This is a genomic window from Streptomyces sp. NPDC012466 (genome assembly GCF_042955215.1).
Taxonomy (GTDB): Bacteria; Actinomycetota; Actinomycetes; order Streptomycetales; family Streptomycetaceae; genus Streptomyces.
Window position 1 is genome coordinate 147,379 of the sequence record NZ_JBIBEQ010000008.1, and the last position, 18,441, is coordinate 165,819.

At 71.6% G+C, this 18,441-nt stretch carries 17 protein-coding genes and 1 pseudogene; 4 read left to right on the forward strand and 14 right to left on the reverse strand.

The window, feature by feature from the left end; genetic code table 11:
* Positions 1-31: 31 nt before the first annotated feature.
* The 3 genes from ACFY9E_RS28205 to ACFY9E_RS28215 are packed head-to-tail and all read right to left on the reverse strand — an operon-like array spanning position 32 to position 2,464.
* Positions 32-874 carry an alpha/beta fold hydrolase gene (locus tag ACFY9E_RS28205; protein WP_390988632.1) on the reverse strand — a complete coding sequence of 281 codons (843 nt, stop codon included), beginning with the start codon at positions 872-874 and terminating at the stop codon, positions 32-34.
* A 5-nt stretch (positions 875-879) separates the two neighbouring features.
* Positions 880-1,497, reverse strand: coding sequence for a dihydrofolate reductase family protein (locus ACFY9E_RS28210; RefSeq protein WP_390988634.1), 618 nt, complete (start codon positions 1,495-1,497; stop codon positions 880-882).
* 37 nt (positions 1,498-1,534) lie between these two features.
* Positions 1,535-2,464: an NAD(P)-binding domain-containing protein gene (locus ACFY9E_RS28215; RefSeq protein WP_390988636.1), complete on the reverse strand. Its 930-nt coding sequence runs from the start codon at positions 2,462-2,464 to the stop codon at positions 1,535-1,537.
* 146 nt (positions 2,465-2,610) lie between these two features.
* Here ACFY9E_RS28215 and ACFY9E_RS28220 point away from each other — a divergent pair, with 146 nt between their 5' ends.
* A complete protein-coding gene (locus ACFY9E_RS28220) occupies positions 2,611-3,210 on the forward strand; it encodes a TetR family transcriptional regulator C-terminal domain-containing protein (RefSeq protein WP_390988638.1) in 600 nt (199 codons plus the stop codon).
* Between the two features lie 62 nt (positions 3,211-3,272).
* On the opposite strand, the gene ACFY9E_RS28225 is transcribed toward ACFY9E_RS28220, so the two are convergent.
* Positions 3,273-3,911 (reverse strand): HD domain-containing protein, encoded by a 639-nt coding sequence (locus ACFY9E_RS28225; RefSeq protein ID WP_390988639.1) that lies wholly within the window; start codon positions 3,909-3,911, stop codon positions 3,273-3,275.
* Positions 3,912-4,027: 116 nt separating this feature from the next.
* On the reverse strand, positions 4,028-5,017 hold the full coding sequence (locus tag ACFY9E_RS28230) for a DJ-1/PfpI family protein (RefSeq protein ID WP_390988640.1): 990 nt from the start codon (positions 5,015-5,017) through the stop codon (positions 4,028-4,030).
* Between the two features lie 212 nt (positions 5,018-5,229).
* On the opposite strand from ACFY9E_RS28230, the gene ACFY9E_RS28235 reads away from it, so the two are divergent.
* Complete coding sequence (locus ACFY9E_RS28235) at positions 5,230-5,868, forward strand: HD domain-containing protein (RefSeq protein WP_390988642.1); 639 nt, start codon at positions 5,230-5,232, stop codon at positions 5,866-5,868.
* Between the two features lie 106 nt (positions 5,869-5,974).
* Here the strand turns inward: ACFY9E_RS28235 and ACFY9E_RS28240 are convergent, their stop codons facing one another.
* Together ACFY9E_RS28240 and ACFY9E_RS28245 are read right to left on the reverse strand one after the other, a co-directional pair.
* Positions 5,975-6,508, reverse strand: a complete 534-nt coding sequence (locus ACFY9E_RS28240; protein ID WP_390988643.1) for a GNAT family N-acetyltransferase — start codon at positions 6,506-6,508, stop codon at positions 5,975-5,977.
* 473 nt (positions 6,509-6,981) lie between these two features.
* Positions 6,982-8,370, reverse strand: a complete 1,389-nt coding sequence (locus ACFY9E_RS28245; protein ID WP_390988645.1) for a CoA transferase — start codon at positions 8,368-8,370, stop codon at positions 6,982-6,984.
* A gap of 256 nt (positions 8,371-8,626) precedes the next feature.
* Between ACFY9E_RS28245 and ACFY9E_RS28250 the strand changes: the two genes are divergently transcribed.
* The gene (locus tag ACFY9E_RS28250; RefSeq protein WP_390988647.1) at positions 8,627-10,786 is read left to right on the forward strand and encodes a SpoIIE family protein phosphatase; all 2,160 of its coding nucleotides are present in this window, start codon (positions 8,627-8,629) and stop codon (positions 10,784-10,786) included.
* Positions 10,787-10,858: 72 nt separating this feature from the next.
* Here the strand turns inward: ACFY9E_RS28250 and ACFY9E_RS28255 are convergent, their stop codons facing one another.
* From ACFY9E_RS28255 to ACFY9E_RS28265, 3 genes are all read right to left on the reverse strand, one after another.
* Positions 10,859-12,046, reverse strand: a complete 1,188-nt coding sequence (locus tag ACFY9E_RS28255; protein WP_390988648.1) for a type III polyketide synthase — start codon at positions 12,044-12,046, stop codon at positions 10,859-10,861.
* A 298-nt stretch (positions 12,047-12,344) separates the two neighbouring features.
* On the reverse strand, positions 12,345-12,575 hold the full coding sequence (locus ACFY9E_RS28260) for a hypothetical protein (RefSeq protein ID WP_390988650.1): 231 nt from the start codon (positions 12,573-12,575) through the stop codon (positions 12,345-12,347).
* 496 nt (positions 12,576-13,071) lie between these two features.
* A complete protein-coding gene (locus tag ACFY9E_RS28265; protein WP_390988651.1) occupies positions 13,072-13,977 on the reverse strand; it encodes an NAD-dependent protein deacetylase in 906 nt (301 codons plus the stop codon).
* A gap of 524 nt (positions 13,978-14,501) precedes the next feature.
* Between ACFY9E_RS28265 and ACFY9E_RS28270 the strand changes: the two genes are divergently transcribed.
* A complete protein-coding gene (locus ACFY9E_RS28270; RefSeq protein WP_390988653.1) occupies positions 14,502-14,780 on the forward strand; it encodes a GlsB/YeaQ/YmgE family stress response membrane protein in 279 nt (92 codons plus the stop codon).
* 93 nt (positions 14,781-14,873) lie between these two features.
* On the opposite strand, the gene ACFY9E_RS28275 is transcribed toward ACFY9E_RS28270, so the two are convergent.
* From ACFY9E_RS28275 to ACFY9E_RS28290, 4 genes and pseudogenes are all read right to left on the reverse strand, one after another.
* Entirely contained in the window at positions 14,874-15,458 is a 585-nt protein-coding gene (locus ACFY9E_RS28275) for a hypothetical protein (RefSeq protein ID WP_390988654.1), read from the reverse strand.
* A gap of 107 nt (positions 15,459-15,565) precedes the next feature.
* Entirely contained in the window at positions 15,566-16,114 is a 549-nt protein-coding gene (locus tag ACFY9E_RS28280; RefSeq protein WP_390988656.1) for a DUF1062 domain-containing protein, read from the reverse strand.
* 235 nt (positions 16,115-16,349) lie between these two features.
* A complete protein-coding gene (locus tag ACFY9E_RS28285) occupies positions 16,350-17,825 on the reverse strand; it encodes a GDSL-type esterase/lipase family protein (protein WP_390988658.1) in 1,476 nt (491 codons plus the stop codon).
* Positions 17,826-17,868: 43 nt separating this feature from the next.
* Positions 17,869-18,377 (reverse strand): annotated as a pseudogene (locus ACFY9E_RS28290) (hypothetical protein).
* Between the last annotated feature and the right edge of the window lie 64 nt (positions 18,378-18,441).

The following is an 18,441-nucleotide window of genomic DNA, read 5'->3' on the forward strand; positions in this document are numbered from 1 at the left end:
GTGACCCGTTTCGGGTTCGGGAGGCGGACGACTAGCCGGTCATGAGCATCGCCTCGGCGACCTCGCCGACCCGCGTATCGGGAATCGCGGTGGCGGCCTCCTCGAGGACGAGCAGCCGCGCACCGGGGATCTCGCGCGCGATCGCCTCGCCGTTGCCGACGGGGAAGAACCGGTTGCGACGTCCGTGGACGACGAGCGTGGGGACCGCGATCCCGGGCAGGCGCTCGCGCCAGCGGGGTGCGCAGTCGAGCCGGGAAAACACCATGCCCATCTGATTGGCCGTCTGGACCGGTGCGGTGGTGCCGGGTGTGCGGTCCCAGACGCGGGCGGCGACCGCGCGCGCGGTGACGGGGTCGTCGCCGAGGATCTCCGCCCCGGCGGCGGCGAACTCCGCCACCGCCTCGCGGTCCGTCCAGTCGGGCATCGGGCGCGCGAACAACCGGCTCATCGTCGCCCGGTCATGGTCGGGGAGGTCGTCGTCGGGCGGGCCCGGCGCAACCGCACGGGTGCCGACCAGGGTGAGTGCCGAGAACGCGCCCGGATGGTCGAGCACCGCCACCTGGGCGACCATCCCGCCGACGCCGATCCCCGCGAGGTGCGCCGGCCTCCCGTCGAGCGCGTCGGCGAGGGCCGCCGCGTCGGCGGCGAGGTCGCGCAGGGTGTAGGCGGGCGCCGGCGGGTGCGCCGTCGTCGACTCCCCGCTGTCGCGCAGGTCGTAGCGCACGACACGGCGCCCTCCGGCGGCGAGGCGCTCGCACAGCGCGTCGGGCCAGGAGAGCATCGTCGTCCCGCCCGCGAGCAGGACGAGCGGCGCGGCGTCGTCGCCGTACGACTCGATACCCAGGGTGATTCCGTTGACGTCGAGAGTGGTCATGCGGATCACCGGGGGACGTCGTAGGTCAGGTGCGTCACGGTCGATGTCGAGGTCACGCTCCGCTGTACCAGCGTGCGCGGCGCTCCGCCGGTGAACAGCGGCGTCCCGGCGCCCAGCACGACGGGCGCGAGGTGCAGCGACAGCATGTCGACCAGCCCGGCGTCGAGCGCCGAGCCGACCGTGGCGCCGCCGCCCATCAGAATCACGTCGAGGTCCCTGCCGGCGGCCGACGACGCCGCCTGCGCCCGCTCACGCGCGGCGGCGACGGCGTCGGGCAGCCCGGTGGTGACGAACGTCCAGTCGAGGTCGGTGAGCCGCACCGACTCCGGCGGCGCGCTCGTCACGACGACGAACGCGGGCTTGCCGACCTCCCCGGCGCCGTAGCCGGTCGTGTCGTCCCAGCCGTGGGGCCCGTCGACCACCTCGAAGAGCCGGCGCCCGAGGACGACGGCACCCGAGCGGGCGGTCGCCTCGCGCAGGAACCGGCGGTCCTCGGGGTCGTCGGAGAACGCCCAGGTGTGCAGGGCCTCGCCACCGGTGCCCAGGCCGTTGTCCGGGCCGGGGTCGGGGCCGGTGACGAATCCGTCGAGGGAGACCGAGATGTCAGCGATGATGCGAGTCATACCGGGGCAGACTCGATCCGCCGCGCGAACTCATCGCTCACCTGCTCATTGACTCCTGAGCGGTCGGTCCGGCGACCCGGCCCGCCGGAACGGGCGTGCCGGTGGTCCGGGCCTCCAGGGCGTGCACGACGGCCACCATGTCCTCGCCGCCGTGGCCCTGCCGAACGGCCTCGTCGTAGAGGGCGTGGCACACGTCGAGGAGCGGCGAGGCGAGGCCGGTCCTGCGGGCGGCCTCGGCGATCAGGCGGTTGTTCTTCAGGACGTCCGCGGTGGCTGCCTGGACCGAGAAGTCACGCTCCAGCAGTTTCGGCGCCTTGACCCGGGAGACGGCACTGGCCATGGGACCCGCGTCCAGGACGTCCCGCAGAAGACGCTGATCGAGCCCGTGCCGCTCGGCGAAGTGGAACGCCTCGGCGAGGCCCGTGACCACGGTGATCAGGAACAGGTTCACCGAGAACTTCAGCAGCAGCGCGCCCGGGACGGCCCCGCACAGGAACGTGTCCCGGCACATGGGGGCCAGCAGCGGCCGTACGGCCGCCACGGTGTCGTCGTCGCCCGCCAGCATCCCCACGAGTTCGCCCCGCTCGGCAGGGACGCGGCTTCCGGAGACCGGAGCCTCGACGTAACGCCCGCCCGCGGCCCGGATGTCGTCCTGGAGGCTGCTGGAGTACTCCGCGGAGGTCGTGCCCATGTGGACGACGGTGCGGCCTGCGACCCGCGCGGCGAAGTCCGGGGTGCCGCGCCCCAGCACCGTGTCCACGGCCGCCTCGTCGGCCAGCATGAGGAACACCGTGGCCGCCCGCTGAAAGACCTCTGCGCTGCTCGGCGCGACGTCGGCGCCGACGGCACGCAACGGTTCGCATCGCTCGGGGGTGCGGTTCCAGACCACGAGTCGTGTGCCGGCGCGAGCGAGGTTCAGTGCCATGGGCCGGCCCATGACCCCCAGACCGATGAAACCGACGTACATGACGCACCGCCTTCTCCGGCTCCCGCGGGGCCGAGCCACCGCTGTCACCCCTCGTCTATGACAGCGGTCATAGTAGCCGCCGTTATGACGGCGGTCATAGAGTGGAGCTCGGGAAAACCGTGCGGCGAAAGTGCTGGAGGTCGACGATGGGGAAGGCCGAACGGGGGCCGCGCGAGCGGATGGTCTTCAGCGCGGCCCAGCTCATCCGGCGGGAGGGGGTCGCCTCCACCGGCATGCGCCGGGTCGCCGTCGACGCCGCAGCGCCACGCGGCTCGCTCCAGCACTACTTTCCCGGCGGCAAGACCCAGTTGGTCGACGAGGCGGTGGGCTGGGCAGGCGGATACGCGGCAGGCCGGGTCGCCCGCTTCCTGGCCGCACTGCCCGAGCCGACGCCGAGCGCGTTGTTCGCCGCGATGGTGCGTCAGTGGACCGACGAGTACGAGGCCGCCGGCTTTGCGGGCGGCTGTCCGGTGGCGGCCGCGACGGTCGACTGCGCGGAGTCGGTCCCCTCCACGCGGCAGGCGGCATCCGCCGCCTTCGCCACCTGGACCGGCGCGGTCGCCCAAGCCCTGACGGACTTGGGCGTGCCCGGGGAACGGGCAGGCGCCCTCGCCACCCTCATGATCAGCAGCCTGGAGGGGGCGATCCTTCTGGCCCGGGCCGAGCAGGACGTCCGGGCCCTGACGACCGTGGCCCGCGAACTCGGCCCCGTCCTCGACGCGGCCGTGCGGAAGCGGAACGGCTGACCGGGTGGCGTCGGCCGGTGACCCTGACGGACCGGCGGCACGGACCGCGGACGCTTGCTCGCCTACTCGGGCCAGGCGGAGTTCTGGATGACGTCGACGAAGTCGGTGCGGCGGAAGCCGGGGACGAAGTGCGCCAGGACGTCCGCGTTGACCGTGCCGAACGTGGTGTCCGGACGGTGCCTGAACCCCTCCGTGAACGCGTGCAGGATCTGCCGCTTGAAGTCCGGGCGGGGATGGGCAGCGGTGACCTCCTCGATCTGTGCCCGGGTGAGGTTGGCCAGGTTCAGGCCGAGCACGTCGGTCTCCACACCGGCCGTGGTCGCCGCGATCTCGGGCGCCAGCCTGTAGGGCACCTCCGGCGTGGTGTGCAGGGCGACGGCCGTCCAGACCGTCTCCGCGTCGGTTTCGGACAGGCCATGGGCCAGCAGGAACGCGCGGGCCTGATCCGCACCGTCCATCTCGAACCGCTGGTCGTCGCTGCGGTACGGCTCCACCAGCCCGGTGTCGTGGAACAGTGCCGCCACGTACAGCAGCTCGGGGTCGGGCCGCAGCCCCAGCGCCGCGGCCTGCAGACGGCCGAAGAGATACACCCGCCGCGAGTGATGGAAGATCAGCGGCGGCGTGGTGGTGCGGATCAGGTCCGTGGCGTCCTGGACCAGTTTGCTGTCGGGGATCTCGACACCGGCGATCTTCTCACTCATGACGGTCTCTCCTCGGTGGGCGGTCGGTGTGCATCCACCATCCGTCCGCCGAGACCCCCCAAGCCGCTACCCGATGGCCGACAAACCCTCGGAAACGGCCACGCCGGCTCGGCGTGTCACGCGGTGGGGCGTGGCGAACGGGACCCCGCGCCCGTCGTGGTGAAACGGCGCTGGTACTTGGTCGGCGAAAGGCCCAGGTGCTTGGCGAACGCGCGGCGCAGGCTCTCGTAGCTGGGGAATCCCGACCGTGCGGCTGCCTCCGTCGCGTTGTGCCCGGAGTCCAGCAGCGCCTTCGCCCTGTCGAAGCGGATCAGCTCCACGTACCTCATCGGCGTGGTGTCCAGCTCCGCCCGGAACATGCGGGTCAGATGCCGGGGGCTGACCCGCACCCGTGCGGCGAGGGCCTCCAGGCTGTGATCGGCCGTGGGATCCGCCTGGACGGCGTCCTGCACCTGCCGCAGCACGGGCGTCTGCGGGGCCGGACCCTGGAGCGAGGCGGAGAACTGGGACTGCCCGCCGGCCCGCTGCATGTACACCACGAGCGAACGAGCGACACTGCGGGTCAGGTCCGGGCCGTGCTCGTGCTCCACCAGGGCCAGCGCCAGATCGATGCCGGCCGTGACACCGGCCGAGGTGTAGAGGGTGCCGTCCTTGACGAAGAGCGCGTCGGGCTCGACGCGCGTGGCCGGACAGCGCCGGGCCAGCAGCCGCGTGTGCTGCCAGTGTGTCGTGGCCCGTCTGCCGTCGAGCAGGCCCGCCGCACCCAGGATGAACGCACCGGTGCAGATCGACGCGACCCGGCCGGCCCGGGAGGCCAGGTTCCGCGCGGCGGCCGCGAGGTCCGGGTCGACCGTCGCCCGGGGAACCTGATCACCGCCCACCACCAGCAGGGTGTCGAAGGCCGGAGCGTCGGCGGCGTCTGCATCGACCGGCACCCGGACACCGATGGACGAAGACACCGGCGTCCCGCCGACCGACACGATGCTCAACCGGTAGCGGGCGCCGTACCGATTGGCTTCGCTGAAGACTTCCGCGGGCCCGGAGAGGTCCAGCATCTTCATGCCGTCGAACACGAGTACACCGACGCTGTGCTCGCTCGGCTTCATCGTCCTCACCCTCAGCGATCCCGGCTCCCCGGCGGAGTCCGTACCCGCACATTGTCCTTGCCACCCGGACGGTCGGTCCGGTGGGTTCGCGGTCCCGGGACGCGGCCGTGTCCCGATTCGAGTGATTCATGGCCGGACCGAAGCAGCGCCGGACGCGGCGGGGCGGCACGGTGGAGGAAAGGCACAGCACACGGCACCGAAAGAAGAGACGCATGACTGACATCGTCGCCGGGATCGAGATTCCCGGGATCGAGGCGGCCGGAGCGGCCACTCGCCATGTCCGGGAGATGACGAGCCCCCTCGTCTTCGACCACTCCAGGCGAGTCTTCCTCTTCGGCGCGCTGCACGCCCGTGCACTCGGCCTGCAGCCCGATCCGGAACTGCTGTACCTCGCCGCCATGTTCCACGACACCGGCCTTCTGGTGCCGTTCTCCGACGCGGTACAGCGGTTCGAACTCGACGGAGCGGATCACGCGCGGTCGTTCCTGCTCGACCACGGTTTCTCACCCGGCGCCGCAGACGTGGTGTGGCAGGCGGTGGCCCTCCACTCGACGCCGGGAATTCCCGGCCGGATGGGCCCGGAGATCGCCGCCACCAATCTCGGCGTGCTGACCGATGCGATCGGCTGGGGCCTGGACGGTCTGGACGGCGACCAGGTGGAGGAGATCATCGCCGCTCATCCGCGCGGGGACTTCAAGAAGGAGTTCCTGCGGGAGTTCGTCGCCGGACTCGAGAACCGCCCGGAAACCACGTACGGCACCGTGAACTCCGACGTCCTCGAACACTTCGACCCCGACTTCCGACGCTCGTCCATGGTCGAGCGCGTCACCGGATCGGCATGGCCGACGTGATGCGCCGTCCTCGGCAGGGGGCGGCAGGTGAGCGGTCAGCCGCGGTGGAGAACGACGGCCCGTACGACCGGTGACGGTCACCCTCCGGCGCCGGGCGCGCCGGGCGCTACTCCTGGTACTGAGTGAGGTCGATGCCGTAGACCGCGAGGTCGTGGCCGTGGACCGGGTGTTGTGCGGTTCCCTCCGCCTCCATGCCGAGTTTGTCGAGGACGTTCAAGGAGGCTCTGTCGCCCGCTCGGCACACGGCGGCCACGCGATCCAGGCCGCGGTCCTGCACGGCGAACTCCAGCGTGGCGTGCGCCGCTTCGGAGGCGTATCCCTGACCCCAGAACACTCGCCCGAGCCGCCAGCTGATCACCACCTGGCCGGCGATCTCGGCCGGAGCGTCGGCCACCGACAGACCCACGGCGCCCGCCAGCTCACCGGAGCCCAGGAGTTCGACCGCGAACATCCCGAACCCCTCCTCGTCCCACTCCTCCTCCCAGGCCTCGATGTCCTCGGCGGTCTGGTCCAGCGAGCGCGGCCTGCCGTCGCCGATGCCCTGCATCACCACGGGGTCGGCGTGGATCTCGGACAGGGGGAGGAGGTCGTCGTCGAGCCATCGGCGCAGGACAAGACGCGGGGTGCGAATTTCCGTCATGGCCCCATCCTGCCGACGTGGCCCTGGGATAGCGAACCGCGGCCCCCGCGCCCGGGAGGCCCCTGCCCCACGGCCGCCGCCCGAGCAGCCGGCCCGGGTGGTGGGTGCGGTACTCCTCCAGGTCCTGGGGTGCGCTCCCCGGGACCGCTGCCGCAGGGCGAACACAGGAAGAGCACGTGGCCGGTCGCCGTCCCGCAGAACACCTTCCCCACGGTCAGAAACTCACGGCGTCGACGGCCCCCGCCAGTACGGTGAGCACGGTCATGACGGCCACCCGCCGGACATCGGTCGCGAGCACCGGGAACGCATCGGACATGGGGCCGGTGTGAGCAGCACTGACGCCCCACCGGCGCACGGCGGCCGGGAGGCGCGGCCGATGGGGGCTACCGGGGCAGCCCAGGGCGCGTACGCGGTGAGATGGCCGTCCGACGTCCCGCGGCCGTCGTGACGGGGCCGCGACGGTGCGCGCCCCGTCAGGTGCCGCCCCACACCGGGGCGTCCGTGCCCCACAGCCCCGGCGGGCGTGCCCAGTTCGCCGGGCCTCCCTCGTACGACACGGGAGGCAGCGCGTGCCGCAGCCGGCCCATGGGGCTGTCCCTCTCGGTCAGCCACCGCCCGGCGTCGAAGCCGTCGTCCTCGCCCGGAGCGGGGGCCAGATCGTGGAGGAGCCAGTGCGCGGTCCGGGCGAGGGCCAGCCGGACCAGGCGGGTGCCACCTGTGCGGTGCTGCTCGGTGAGCGCGCGCAGCACTCCGGCCGCCAGCAGATATCCGGTGCCGTGGTCGAGCGCCTGGGCGGGCAGCGCGCCCGGTGAGTCCGGCGAGCCCTCCAGGTCCGCGATGCCGGTGGCCGCCTGGACCAGGCTGTCGAAGCCGCGCCGCTCGTGCCACGGCCCGACGGAGCCCCACGCCGACAACTGGGCGATCACCAGTCCCGGCCGGCGCCCGGCGAGCGCCTCGGGCGTCAGTCCGAAGCGGTCCAGCGCACCCGGCCGGTAACCGGTGACCACCACGTCCGCCTGGTCGAGCAGTTCCTCGAAGACCCGGCGCGCGGAGGCATCGGCCAGGTCGACGGTGGTCGAGCGCTTCCCCATCCCCGTGTCGTTGTGGGCCTCCTGACTCTCCGGCAGCTGCGGGGCGTCGATCCGCAGCACGTCCGCACCGAGCAGTGCGAGTGTCCGGGTGGCGACCGGCCCGGCGAGCACCCGGGTCAGATCGAGGACGCGCAGCCCCGAACACGGCAGCGGGGCGTCGCCGGGCACCCGACCCGGTGCGTCGCCGATGCGTGCCGTCGAGAGCAGGGGCTGCGCCGCGATGAGAACCCCCTGCTCGCCCCCGGCCCACTCCTCGGGGCCGCGCGCCGCGACGGCCAGGCCGCCCGCCGCGTACACGGTCGCCTCCACCTCCAGGGCGGTGCGCCCGGCGATCACCTCGGCCACCGCGTCGACGGCCTCCTCGCCGGCGTCCCCCGGCAGCCCGAGAGCGGTGAGCAGCCGGGCCCGGTGGTGCGGGTAGTTGGCGTGCGTACGAACCCAGCCGTCCGCCGCCCGCCAGAACCGCGACAACGGCGCGAAGGCCGACCAGGCCCGCCCGTCGACCCGCACCAGCCGGTCGCTGAGGAAGGCCGTGGCGACCGACTCGTCATCGACGCTCACCCGCGGCACAGGACGCCCCGTGCGTGCGGAGCCGAGCTCGGCGGCCGCGAGCGAACACACCGCGACGGTGGCCCGCGCCAGCTCCATCACGGGCAGCCGGGCCGGCAGCCCCCCGGACGGGCCGCCATAGGCGACCCGGTCGAGCAGCGACGCATCGGCGCCCAGTGCCGACCACGCCTGCGAGGTACCGGAGGAAGGAGAAGAGGTCACCGCCACACTATGGCACTGAGTGCCAGTGGTGAGGGTGAGTACCGGGCAGCGGCGGAGTCCGACCGGACCGGTACTCGTACTCCCGGTCCCGAGCGTGGTTTCCCCTCACGTTCCGCGTTCGCCGCGCACAGTGCCGGGTGTGGTCGAACCGGCCCCCGTGTTATTCAATGAGGTGTGCGGTCAGGGATCTCGGGGCCCCGCCGCACGGGTCCGCACACTGCCCCGGCACCGTGCCGGGGATTGCTGAGAGAGCCGCATGGACTCCACACCCCCGCCCTCGTCCTCCTCGGCGTTCGACCTGGTCAGCCGCGCTCTGGGACGCTACATCCCGCGCGGTGGAGCGGCCACGGGCGGTTCTGCCGACGCGCGGGGCGACCGCTCCACGGGCGCACGGGTCCCCGACGACCCGGCGGCGAGCCGTCAGGAGCAGATTCTCGGCGCCGTCAACCTGGACACGGACCTGAACATCACCCGCTGCAACCTGGACGCCCCCGTGTTCAGGGGGCTGGAGGCGGGGGCCGGGAAACCGTTCGTCGATCTCCTGCCTCCCGGGGACGTACCGACGGTCACACGGCGGTTGCGGCAGGTACTGGAGAGCGGTGAGGCGCACGTCGCCCGCATCCAGCGCCTGCGGCGCGGCGACGGGTCGGAGCTCGTGGTCTCGATGAGCATCCTGCCCTCCGCGTTGCCCGAGGACGGCCTGACCGTCTCCGTGATCGCCATGGCCAGGCGGCTGCACCTCTACGCCGCCGAGACCGCGATCGGCACCTCGCTGGACATCGGGGAGACCGCGCAGTCCCTGGCGGAGTCCCTGCTGGCCTGGGGAGACGTCGCCGCCGTCGACCTCGACTTCGCCGTCTGGACGGGCGAGGGAGTGTCCGGGAAGGGGCAGGGGCGCATCCGACTGCGGCGGGCGGCCCTGGTGCCGGACCGTGCATGGCCCGAGGGCTACCTGACCCCGGGCGACGACCTGCCCGGCGACGCGAGTCGCCTGCTGACGCAGGCGGTACTGCGGGACGACGTCCCGCAGACCATCGTCGTACCCGACCGGGAGGCGGTCGAGCGGGTCTTCGGCAGTCCACGCGTCGCGCGCGCCCTGGTGCCCAGTGACCGGTCGGCGGGTGTGGCGTGCATACCACTGGTCCTGGACGCCACTCCGCCCGTCGTACTGGGCGTGGCGGAGGTCTGGCGCCGGGCCGACTGTCCCTTCCGCGACAGCGAGCTGTTCGACCTGCAAGAACTGGTGGCCAGGACCGCCCATCACGTCGACCTGGCGCGTCAGCACCAGCGCGAGCACACGCAGGTGCTGGCGTTGCAGCGCCGGCTCCTGCCGCGGACGGGCGGCGCCACCGTCGAGATCGCCAGCGTCTACCAGCCCGCCACCCCCGACAGCGCGGGCGTCGGCGGCGACTGGGTGAACAGCTTTCCCCTGCCCGACGGTCGTACCGCGCTGGTCGTCGGTGACGTCGTCGGGCACGGTCTGGGCGCCGCGGCGACCATGGGTCAGCTGAGCATGGAGGCCCGCGCGCTGCTGTCCGCGGGACTCGCACCCGACGAGGTACTGGAGCACCTGGACGAGACCGTGTCGATGCTGGACGACGCGGACTCCGGACTGGCGGCCGGCTACAGCGCCCTCGGGTCGACCTGCTGCATCGCCCTCTACGACCCGGTCAGGCACGACGTGGCACTGTCCAGCGCCGGCCACCTCCCCCCGGTGCTGGTCTCCCCGGACGGGCGCGCGGGCCCGCTCCCGGTCCGCCCTCACCCCGGGCTGGGCGCCGAGTTCGCGCTGCGCGAGCCGTTCGACGTGTACACGTTCGCCGCGCCGCCGGGCTCCCTGCTCGCCCTCTACACCGACGGCCTGGTGGAGGACCCCGCACTCTCGATCGACGAGGGCATCGGCAGGCTCGCGGGCGCCGTGGCCGTGGTGCATCCCTGGGACGCCCTGCAACAGGCCGCACGGCACATCGTCTCGACGGTGGCTCCCGCGCGCCAGCGTGACGACGTGACCCTGTTGCTCGCCCGGATGATCGGCTACCGCAAGGAGGACACGGCGACCTGGCGACTGCCCGCCCGCAGCGACGCCCCCGCCTGTGCCCGTGCGCAGGTCTCGGCCCTGCTGAGGCAGTGGCGCACCCGGGACGACACCCGGTACAGCATGATGCTGCTGGTCAGCGAGCTGGTCACGAACGCGGTGCGCTATGCCGCCGGACCCGTCACGGTGCGGCTGATCAGGTCCGGTCACGGTCTGCTGTGCGAGGTCGGTGACACCGGCAACGGAAGACCGCGTGTGAGGCGGGTCGATCTGCTGGCCGACGGCGGACGTGGCCTGAGCATCGTGCACCGGCTCACCACCCGGTGGGGGGTGCGGTGGACGGACACCGGGAAGGTGGTCTGGGCGGAAGTCGCGAGGTGACGCGGCCGCGCGCCGGGGACTACGCGATGGCGCGGGTGGCCCCTGGGCCGGTCCGGGCGGGGCGGCCTCGCGCTACAGCCACACGCCGTCCAGGGCCGTGGCGGTGAGACCCGGGGCGGCCGCGTACAGAACGGCGCGATGGCCGGGCTTCTGCTGCCCGGCGTCATGCGCCCGCCGCAGAATGTCGAACACGGCGGCGCCCCCGCGGTTGCCGCTGGTGTAGCTGTCCCGGCTGTAGTCCAGCAGCCCCGACGGCCACGCGTCGGGCATCGTCTGCTCCATGTACTCCAGCACGCGGGTCCCGCCGGGGTGCGCGAGCAGTACGTCGGGGTGCCAGGCAGCGGGGTCGTCCTGGTACCGGACGCGCAGCCACTCCCACATCGCGGTGACCGTTTCCTGTACGGCGCGCGGCCCGCGCCGGTCCATCACGAAGTGGGTGCCGTCCGCCCGCGTCTCCAAGCGGTGCAGGTCCTGGGTGCCGGGCAGGGTGTGGTGCCAGGCGGCGTCCAGCCGCAGCACCGACTCGGGCCTCGGGCGGCCCGTGACCACCGCGGCGACCGCGGTGTCCGCGAACAGCAGCCGGACGATCAGGGACTCGAGGGTGTCGTCCGCGGGCTGGTAGGTCGTACTGAGCGCCTCCGCTATGACGACCAGGACCACCCGGTCCGGGTCGGCGGCCACGAGATCCGCCGCCAGCGCCAGGGAACGGGTCCCCGCTATGCAGGCCCACTGCGTGGCCGGCAGCAGCATCACGTCGTCGCGGAGCGGAAGCTTGTTGGCCAGGGCTATGTCCAGGCCGGGAAGCGCCGGGGTCGTGGAGTGACTGGTGATCAGGCAGTCCACGTCCGCGGCGTCCAGTCCCGTGATCTGCAGGGCCCCGCGCGCCGCACGCTCACCGTAGGACTGCACGGCCTCCCAGGCCGGGGCCGTGCGCTCCTGAACGGTCTGCGGCGCGGGTACGGTCTCGAGGGCGGCGATCACACGGTCCACGTCCTGCCGGGTGAACCCTTCGCGGATCAAAGCCTGTTGGGTCGGCTGGACGCCGACGGCCCGCAGCCCGTTGCCCTTGCCGGGTGCGACGGCGGCCTCCAGGGGCAGCATCCAGCCGCGGGTCTCGATGCCGGTACTGGCGGCGATGCCGTCGATGCGCGGCGCCCACGCCGCCTGCGGATGCCGGTCGCTCACCTCCGCCACGATCTGGCTGGTCTTCACGGCGTGTTCGCCGTGTATCACGGCAGGGGGGCAGAGGTAAGCGGCCATGATGGTGCACCTTCCAAGGGGGACAGGGGGAATGCCACGAGTGCTGTGCCATGGGTCACTTTGGAGCTTCGCGCCCAAGAAGACGCCGATGGGCCCCATTTCAGGCGTCGGCATCCGATTCGAGCATGCACGCCAAATGGACATTTCCGCTGTGATGCAGACAACTTAGGCGAACCTTGAAGGGTGTGACACGCCTCACGACGGCATGGGTTCCGGCTTGCAGCGGAAGTGGCGGAGAAGCGGGGGCTGTTCGAGCAGGCGGTAGCCCGGGATCAGCGGCCGGCTTCCCCGTTGTTCGTCAGCGCCATGATGACCAGGGCGATCTGGAGGCATCGGGACCCCGCAATGCGTCTTCCAGTCGGTGCAGGTCGATGTTGCCCTTGAACAGCTCGTCACTGTCCAGGCCCCTGGCCTGCGGGCAGGGCAGGTCGACCGGGTGGCGGCCGGTCGGTTCCCCATTGGCGCGGGTGGTGTCGACGTGCGGTGCACGGGGCCCGCCCGGGCCGGTGACGAGCAGCCGTTCCAGCATGGGCCCGCACATGGGACCAGTGGTGCACCGGACTTGTGGAGGTGCGGCACGGCGAAGCGGAGAGGGCCTTGGCCCCCCAGCAGAAGGCTCTGGCGCGGCAACAGGCGATCGGGGACGGCTGGGGACCGGTCCGGGTGCTTGGAGACCCTGGCCTGCGCGGTGGCGGCCACCGGTGACTGCACCCGGGCGGCGTGGCTGCTGGGCGCCGCCCACCGCATGCGTCAGGACACGGGGGTGGCGCTGACCGGCCTGCGCCCGTTCCACGAGGCGCACACCACCGCCGAGCAGCGGGTGCGCGCATCCTTGGACGCCGAGGAGTGCACGGCGGCCTGGTCCCCCGGCACCTCCGCCGGGGAGGTCCTGCGACTGGCGCGAGCGGAGGGGAGGTTCCGGGGGGAGCCGACGCGTGCCCGAACGGCTGCTTCACACCCTCCGACAGCGTGGGAGGACGCCTCGTGCAGGGCGGGGGACGCCGGGTGTTCCGGAACCACCGCAGTCACGGTCTCTCCTCCGCCCGGCCGTCGACCGGAATGCCGAGCCGGTCTGCCACGGTGGTGAGGGCCCTACCCAGCGGAAGCGAAACCCTCGTGAGGGAGTGCTGGTCACCTCGGGTCTGGTCCCGGTTGATGATCAGTACAGGCTTCCCGGCCTGGGCTGCCTGGCGGACGAAGCGGAGCCCCGACATCACCGTCAGAGAGGAGCCAAGGACCAGCAGCGAAGCCGCCGTGCGGACCAGCTCGCGGCAGTGTTCGACGCGCTGCGGCGGAACGGTTTCGCCGAAGAACACGACGTCCGGTTTGAGGATGCCGCCGCAGATCACGCAGGGCACCACGCGAAAGCCTCCGACCTGTTCGTCGGTGAGGTCGGCGTCACCGTCCGGATTGATCCCGGCGGACACGGGCTCGAACCCCGGATTGGCGTCCTCCAGTCGCCGGGCGAGTTCACGGCGCGGACTGAAGGCGCCGCAGGAAAGGCAGACGACCCTGGCCAGGGTCCCGTGGAGTTCCACGGCGTCCTCGCTGCCGGCGGCTTGGTGCAGGCCGTCCACGTTCTGGGTGATGACACCCGAGAGCAGGCCCTGTCGTCCGAAGGCGGCCACAGCCCGGTGCCCGGCGTTGGGGAGGGCCCGGCCGAAGCTGCGCCAGCCGAGGTGGCTGCGCGCCCAGTACCGGCGCCGGGCCTGGGCGTCGGCGGTGAAGTCCTGGTAGGTCATCGGCGTGTGCCGGCTGAGGCTCCCGCCCTCGCCCCGGTAGTCGGGGATGCCCGACTCCGTCGAGATCCCCGCTCCGCTGAGCACCAGCACACCGCCGGCGCTCAGTGCATCGACGACCGGCTCCAGATCCGTGGTGCCCGGCGGCAGATCCTCGGCAGGGGTCCAGCTCAGGGTGGGGCGCATGCGCATGCGGTCAGGGTACGGAACGGCAGCCCGAAACGGCTGCCGCGGACCGGGGCGCAGAGCGTTCACCCTCATTCCCGGTTTCGTGAATGCAACGTGGCTCTCCTGGTCAAAACAACGAACCGGTCAACCGAGGAGCGCACGGTGCAGACGACGCCACGCGGCGTGCTCCGTCGCCGAAGCCGTTCACGGCGCACTCATGAACATCGGCGGCGCCGCCGCCGGCCTGACCCTCGCGGCAAATCGAAGCGACGTCCTTCGGGAGCCGCGGTGATGAGCAGGAACCCATCCGAACATCCAGAGCGTGAAGGCCGAAAGCAACCACGGCGCGATCCTCAACGGCGTAGGGCACTGCGGGCACTGAGGGCGAGAGCGGCGGACGGACGGTCAACCAGGCTGCTCGTGCCGCCCGTTCCAGCCCTCGGCTCCCGACCTCGCGGAGTCGACACCAGGAGGAGATGTTTGTTCGGGCGGAATCGGCGCACCCGATGAACTAACACATCCTTTATACGACGAAGCGGAGACGCACCATGGGCATCATTGCTTGGATCATCATCGGGCTGCTCGCCGGCGTTATCGCCAAGGCCCTGATGCCGGGCAAGGACCCGGGCGGCATCATCATCACCATGCTCATCGGCATCGCCGGCGGTCTGCTCGGTGGTTGGCTCGGCAAGGTGATCTTCGGTGTCGACTCCATCGACGGGTTCTTCCACCTTTCCACCTGGATCGCCGCAGTCGTCGGCTCCCTCATCCTGCTCGCCATCTACCGCCTCGTCACCGGCAACCGGCACTCGCACCGTCACGCATGACCCGTTGAGGCATACGCCTCCGGTACACATGGGCGGCTCCTTCCCCGGCGCAGGGGACGGAGCCGCCCTGACGTGTCCGGGCCGCGGCCGGCCTCAGCCGTCGGCCGCCCCGTACCGCAGGCCTCCCTCGTGCGGAAGCAGGTATCCGATCCCGCGCTCCTCCGGCATCCTGCCCGCCAGCGTCGCCGCGTCGGTGCACCCGGAGACCTCCCAGCCGATCAGGCCGAGGCTGAACCTCGCCCGCTCGAAGACCTCGGTCCCCGTGGCCGCGAGCCAGTCGTCCATGACGGCGGACCTGTAGAACGACCGGTCGTCCCCATAGGGGATACCCGCCTTGTCCAGGGCCCCGGCGGGAACGTAGAAGTCCAGCCAGTCGCTGCTGTCGTCGCCCCCTCGGATCGCCACGCAACCGCAGACGGCCACCCGGCCGTTCGGCAAGCGCACCTGGCCATGAAGGTGGCCGTACTCGGTGAGGGAGGCGACCGTGCACGGCGCGGATTCCTGTTCCTCGGGCTCACGGTCCCTGAAGGCGAAACACCCCTGTACCCCGGCCGCGGACCACAGGGCGCTCAGGACCGCCTGTACAGCGGCGTCATCGGTCGAGCCGATCTCGATGCCGAGTTCGTAGTAGCCACCGGACCAATTGGTCTGGTCACGGAAGGAAGCAGCGTTCTGCATGAGCTGATCATGCAGCACGAAGCGATCCCCTGACGAAGATGCCGCGGATGACAGCGGGGGCCTGCCCGGCGAAACCCGCCGGGCAGGCCCCCGCCCCTGAGGAGCGCTCAGCGCTTGAGCGTGAAGGTGAAGTCGTCGGAGAGCTTGCCGCTCAGCCGGACTGCCGAGACGAGCTTCCCTTCCGCGATCAGCCTCTCGGCCTCGGCCCGCGAAAGACCGCAGCCTTGCGCGATGAGCCGCAGCGGCCGGACAGGAATCCGTGCCGCGAAGCGGACCGCGACCTCGACCACCTCGCGTTCCATATGAGCCGATCCGCCAGTGTCGAGACGCCAGGCGTTGTTCCAGTCGAGGGCGATACGGTTGCGGCGCCGCACGGCCGGGTCCTGGAGCAACTCCGTTGCCAGGCCGGGATCGTTGCCGTGCAGCCGGTCCAGCAGTGCGGGTCGTACGGAGCGCACATGGGTCCGCTCCAGGACGGTGAGCTTTGCCGTTTCCTCGCAGGAGGTACAGAGCGCGAGGAGCCAGGCGTCGATGAGTTTGTGGTTCGCGTTGACGCGGAACGCGCCGTCTGCCCGGAATCGCTCCGACGCGCACGCGTGGCAACGGCGGATGACGAGCGGCGGGCAGGTGGGCGCGACCAGCCAGGTATCGAGCACAGAAGTACACCGGTTCCAGTGAGAAGTCCGCAGCAAGAAGCAGCGCGGCGCACAGGCGCGACGCGCGACACATCAGCGCTTGGGAGGTCTCACAGGGTGTACAACGGCACGTCCTTACCCAGACGACTCGGTCCGCCGGCACGGTAGCGGCGCACGGCCGCGCGGTTCTACCGTTTTTCGAACGCCTCACGGCCCGGGGGAGCGGGCGATCCGGGCGGCGCGGTCCGCGTCGGACTCACTCCTCGCCGGCGAAGCGGTCGTCTCCGCCTTGCCCCGGGCCGCCGCCGCGGACCACACCGCCGACAGGCTCCCCATCGACGCCGTCAGTCCCGGCGCGTCCGCCACCGCCCTGTCGCTGCTGTCTGCTCGGCCAGGTGAAGCCGGGTGGGGCAGGGGGCCACTGGAAGAGCTCGGTGGGGACGGCGTCGGCAAGGGCCCGGTAACCGGCGGGGTTGAGGTGAAGATGGTCGCCGATGTCGTAGGCGGGGGAGAGCCGACGGGGGTTCCGGGGATCGCGGACCGCCTGGTCGAAGTCGATGACGGCGTCGAATCGGCCGCTGGTGCGGATCCATGCGTTGACCGCTTGCCGGGAGGACTCGTGGAGGCCGGCAGCGTCGTCGTAGCCGTTCCCCCCGAAGGGGGTGAGCGTGGCTCCGTAGACGCGGATGCCCTGGGCGTGTGCTCGGGTGATGATCTGCTGGTAGGCGTTGACGAGGTCGGCCGTGACCTGCTTCGCCGACGACTCCGAGGTTCCGCCGGGGATGTCGTTGATCCCCTGGAAGACGAGGAGCCAACCGACGCCGCTCTGGGCGAGGACGTCACGGTCCAGGCGGGCCAGCGCGTTGGGGCCCAGGCCGTCGTGGAGGACCCGGTTGCCTCCGGCCGCTTGGTTGAGGATCGCGATGCCGGAGGTGTCAGACCGGGACTGGAGCCGGTCCAGGAGCTGGTCGGGCCACCGGTCGTTCCCGTTGGTGGTGGAACCGCGTCCGTCGGTGAGTGAGTCACCCAGCATCACGGCCGCGACGGTGGTGCGGGTGGACCATGCCTCGACGCCGCTGAGGAAGTACCAGTGATCGACCGGGGTGGCGCCGGGCAGGTCGCTGTCGCCGAGGTGGTCACCGGACAGCATGTAGGAGGTCGTTCGCGAGCCCGGGTGTGAGGTGATGGAGCCGGATGCCTGGCCGTCGGCCAGGTAGAGCGTGACGGTCAGATTGCTCCCCGGCCGGACCTTGAAGTCCAATGGGTCGCTGACCGCCTGCGCGCCCTTCGGAATGTCGATGCCCGCACGCCCGCCGAACGTCACCGGACGCGTACTGTCGGGCACGACGGCGCTGACGCCGGCCTTGCCGTCCGCCGGGTGTGCCACGGAGGCGGCGGTGACGGGCAGGTCCGTGCCCCCGAACGCGTTGGACAGGCGTATCCGCGTGTACCGGCCGCCCACCGACACGCGTACCGTCTGGCGCAGTGTGGCGTCCGCGAAGACGCGGTTGCCCTGGGTGAACGGAGCGGGCGGCATGTTGGTGGGCTCGGTCGGTTGGGGCACGGCGGTCCATGTGGTGACCCAGTGCGCGCCCTTCGTCGTCGGGGTGGGGTAACCGGACGGGTGGGTCGCTTCGCCGCGCGCCGCACCCGCCGCCGCGCAGGCGAAGGGACCGGCGGCCGCCACGGCCGGAGTGACGATGACACTCACCAGAGCTGGTCTCCGTTTCATGAACCACGTACCTCCGTCTGTGCGGGCATGTGCTTCGGACCGGTCAGGCCGTCCGCATGCTCTCCGGGGGACCGAGGTAGCTGTACTTGAGACCGCCTGTGTCGATGACGATCTTGCTCAGGACCACGGTGGGATCGACCATCCAGAACTTCAGTACGTGCCGCCCGGCGGTGTCGATGCGGTGCGTCGTGCTGGTGCGGTTGACGTTGTCCGCGGTGTTGCGGCCCCATGGGCTGTTCACGGTGGCGTCGTTGGAACCCGTGGCGGCGATGATGTCCACGTTCCGGGCCGCCTGGTCGTCGAAGGGCGCGGCGTACCGGAGGCCGGAGGCGGACAACGCCGGATTGCGCGGCGCCAGATGGGCCCAGACGGTGACGGTTCCGGTGGTGGAGGGACTGAGGTCGTACTCGAGCCGGGTCCGGAGCCCGCGGGCTGAGGGGCGGCGGTGACGGGAAAGGGTCGCAGACCGTCGCCGGTGCGGCCGATGCCGGGGATGCGGCGCCAGGAGACGCCGTGGGCGGGGAGGTTGCGGGAGAAGTGCGCGCCCTCGATGCGACGTAGCCGTTCGCCTCGACGAAGCCGGACAGCTGGGAGCGGGGGATGGCGGGATTGTCGA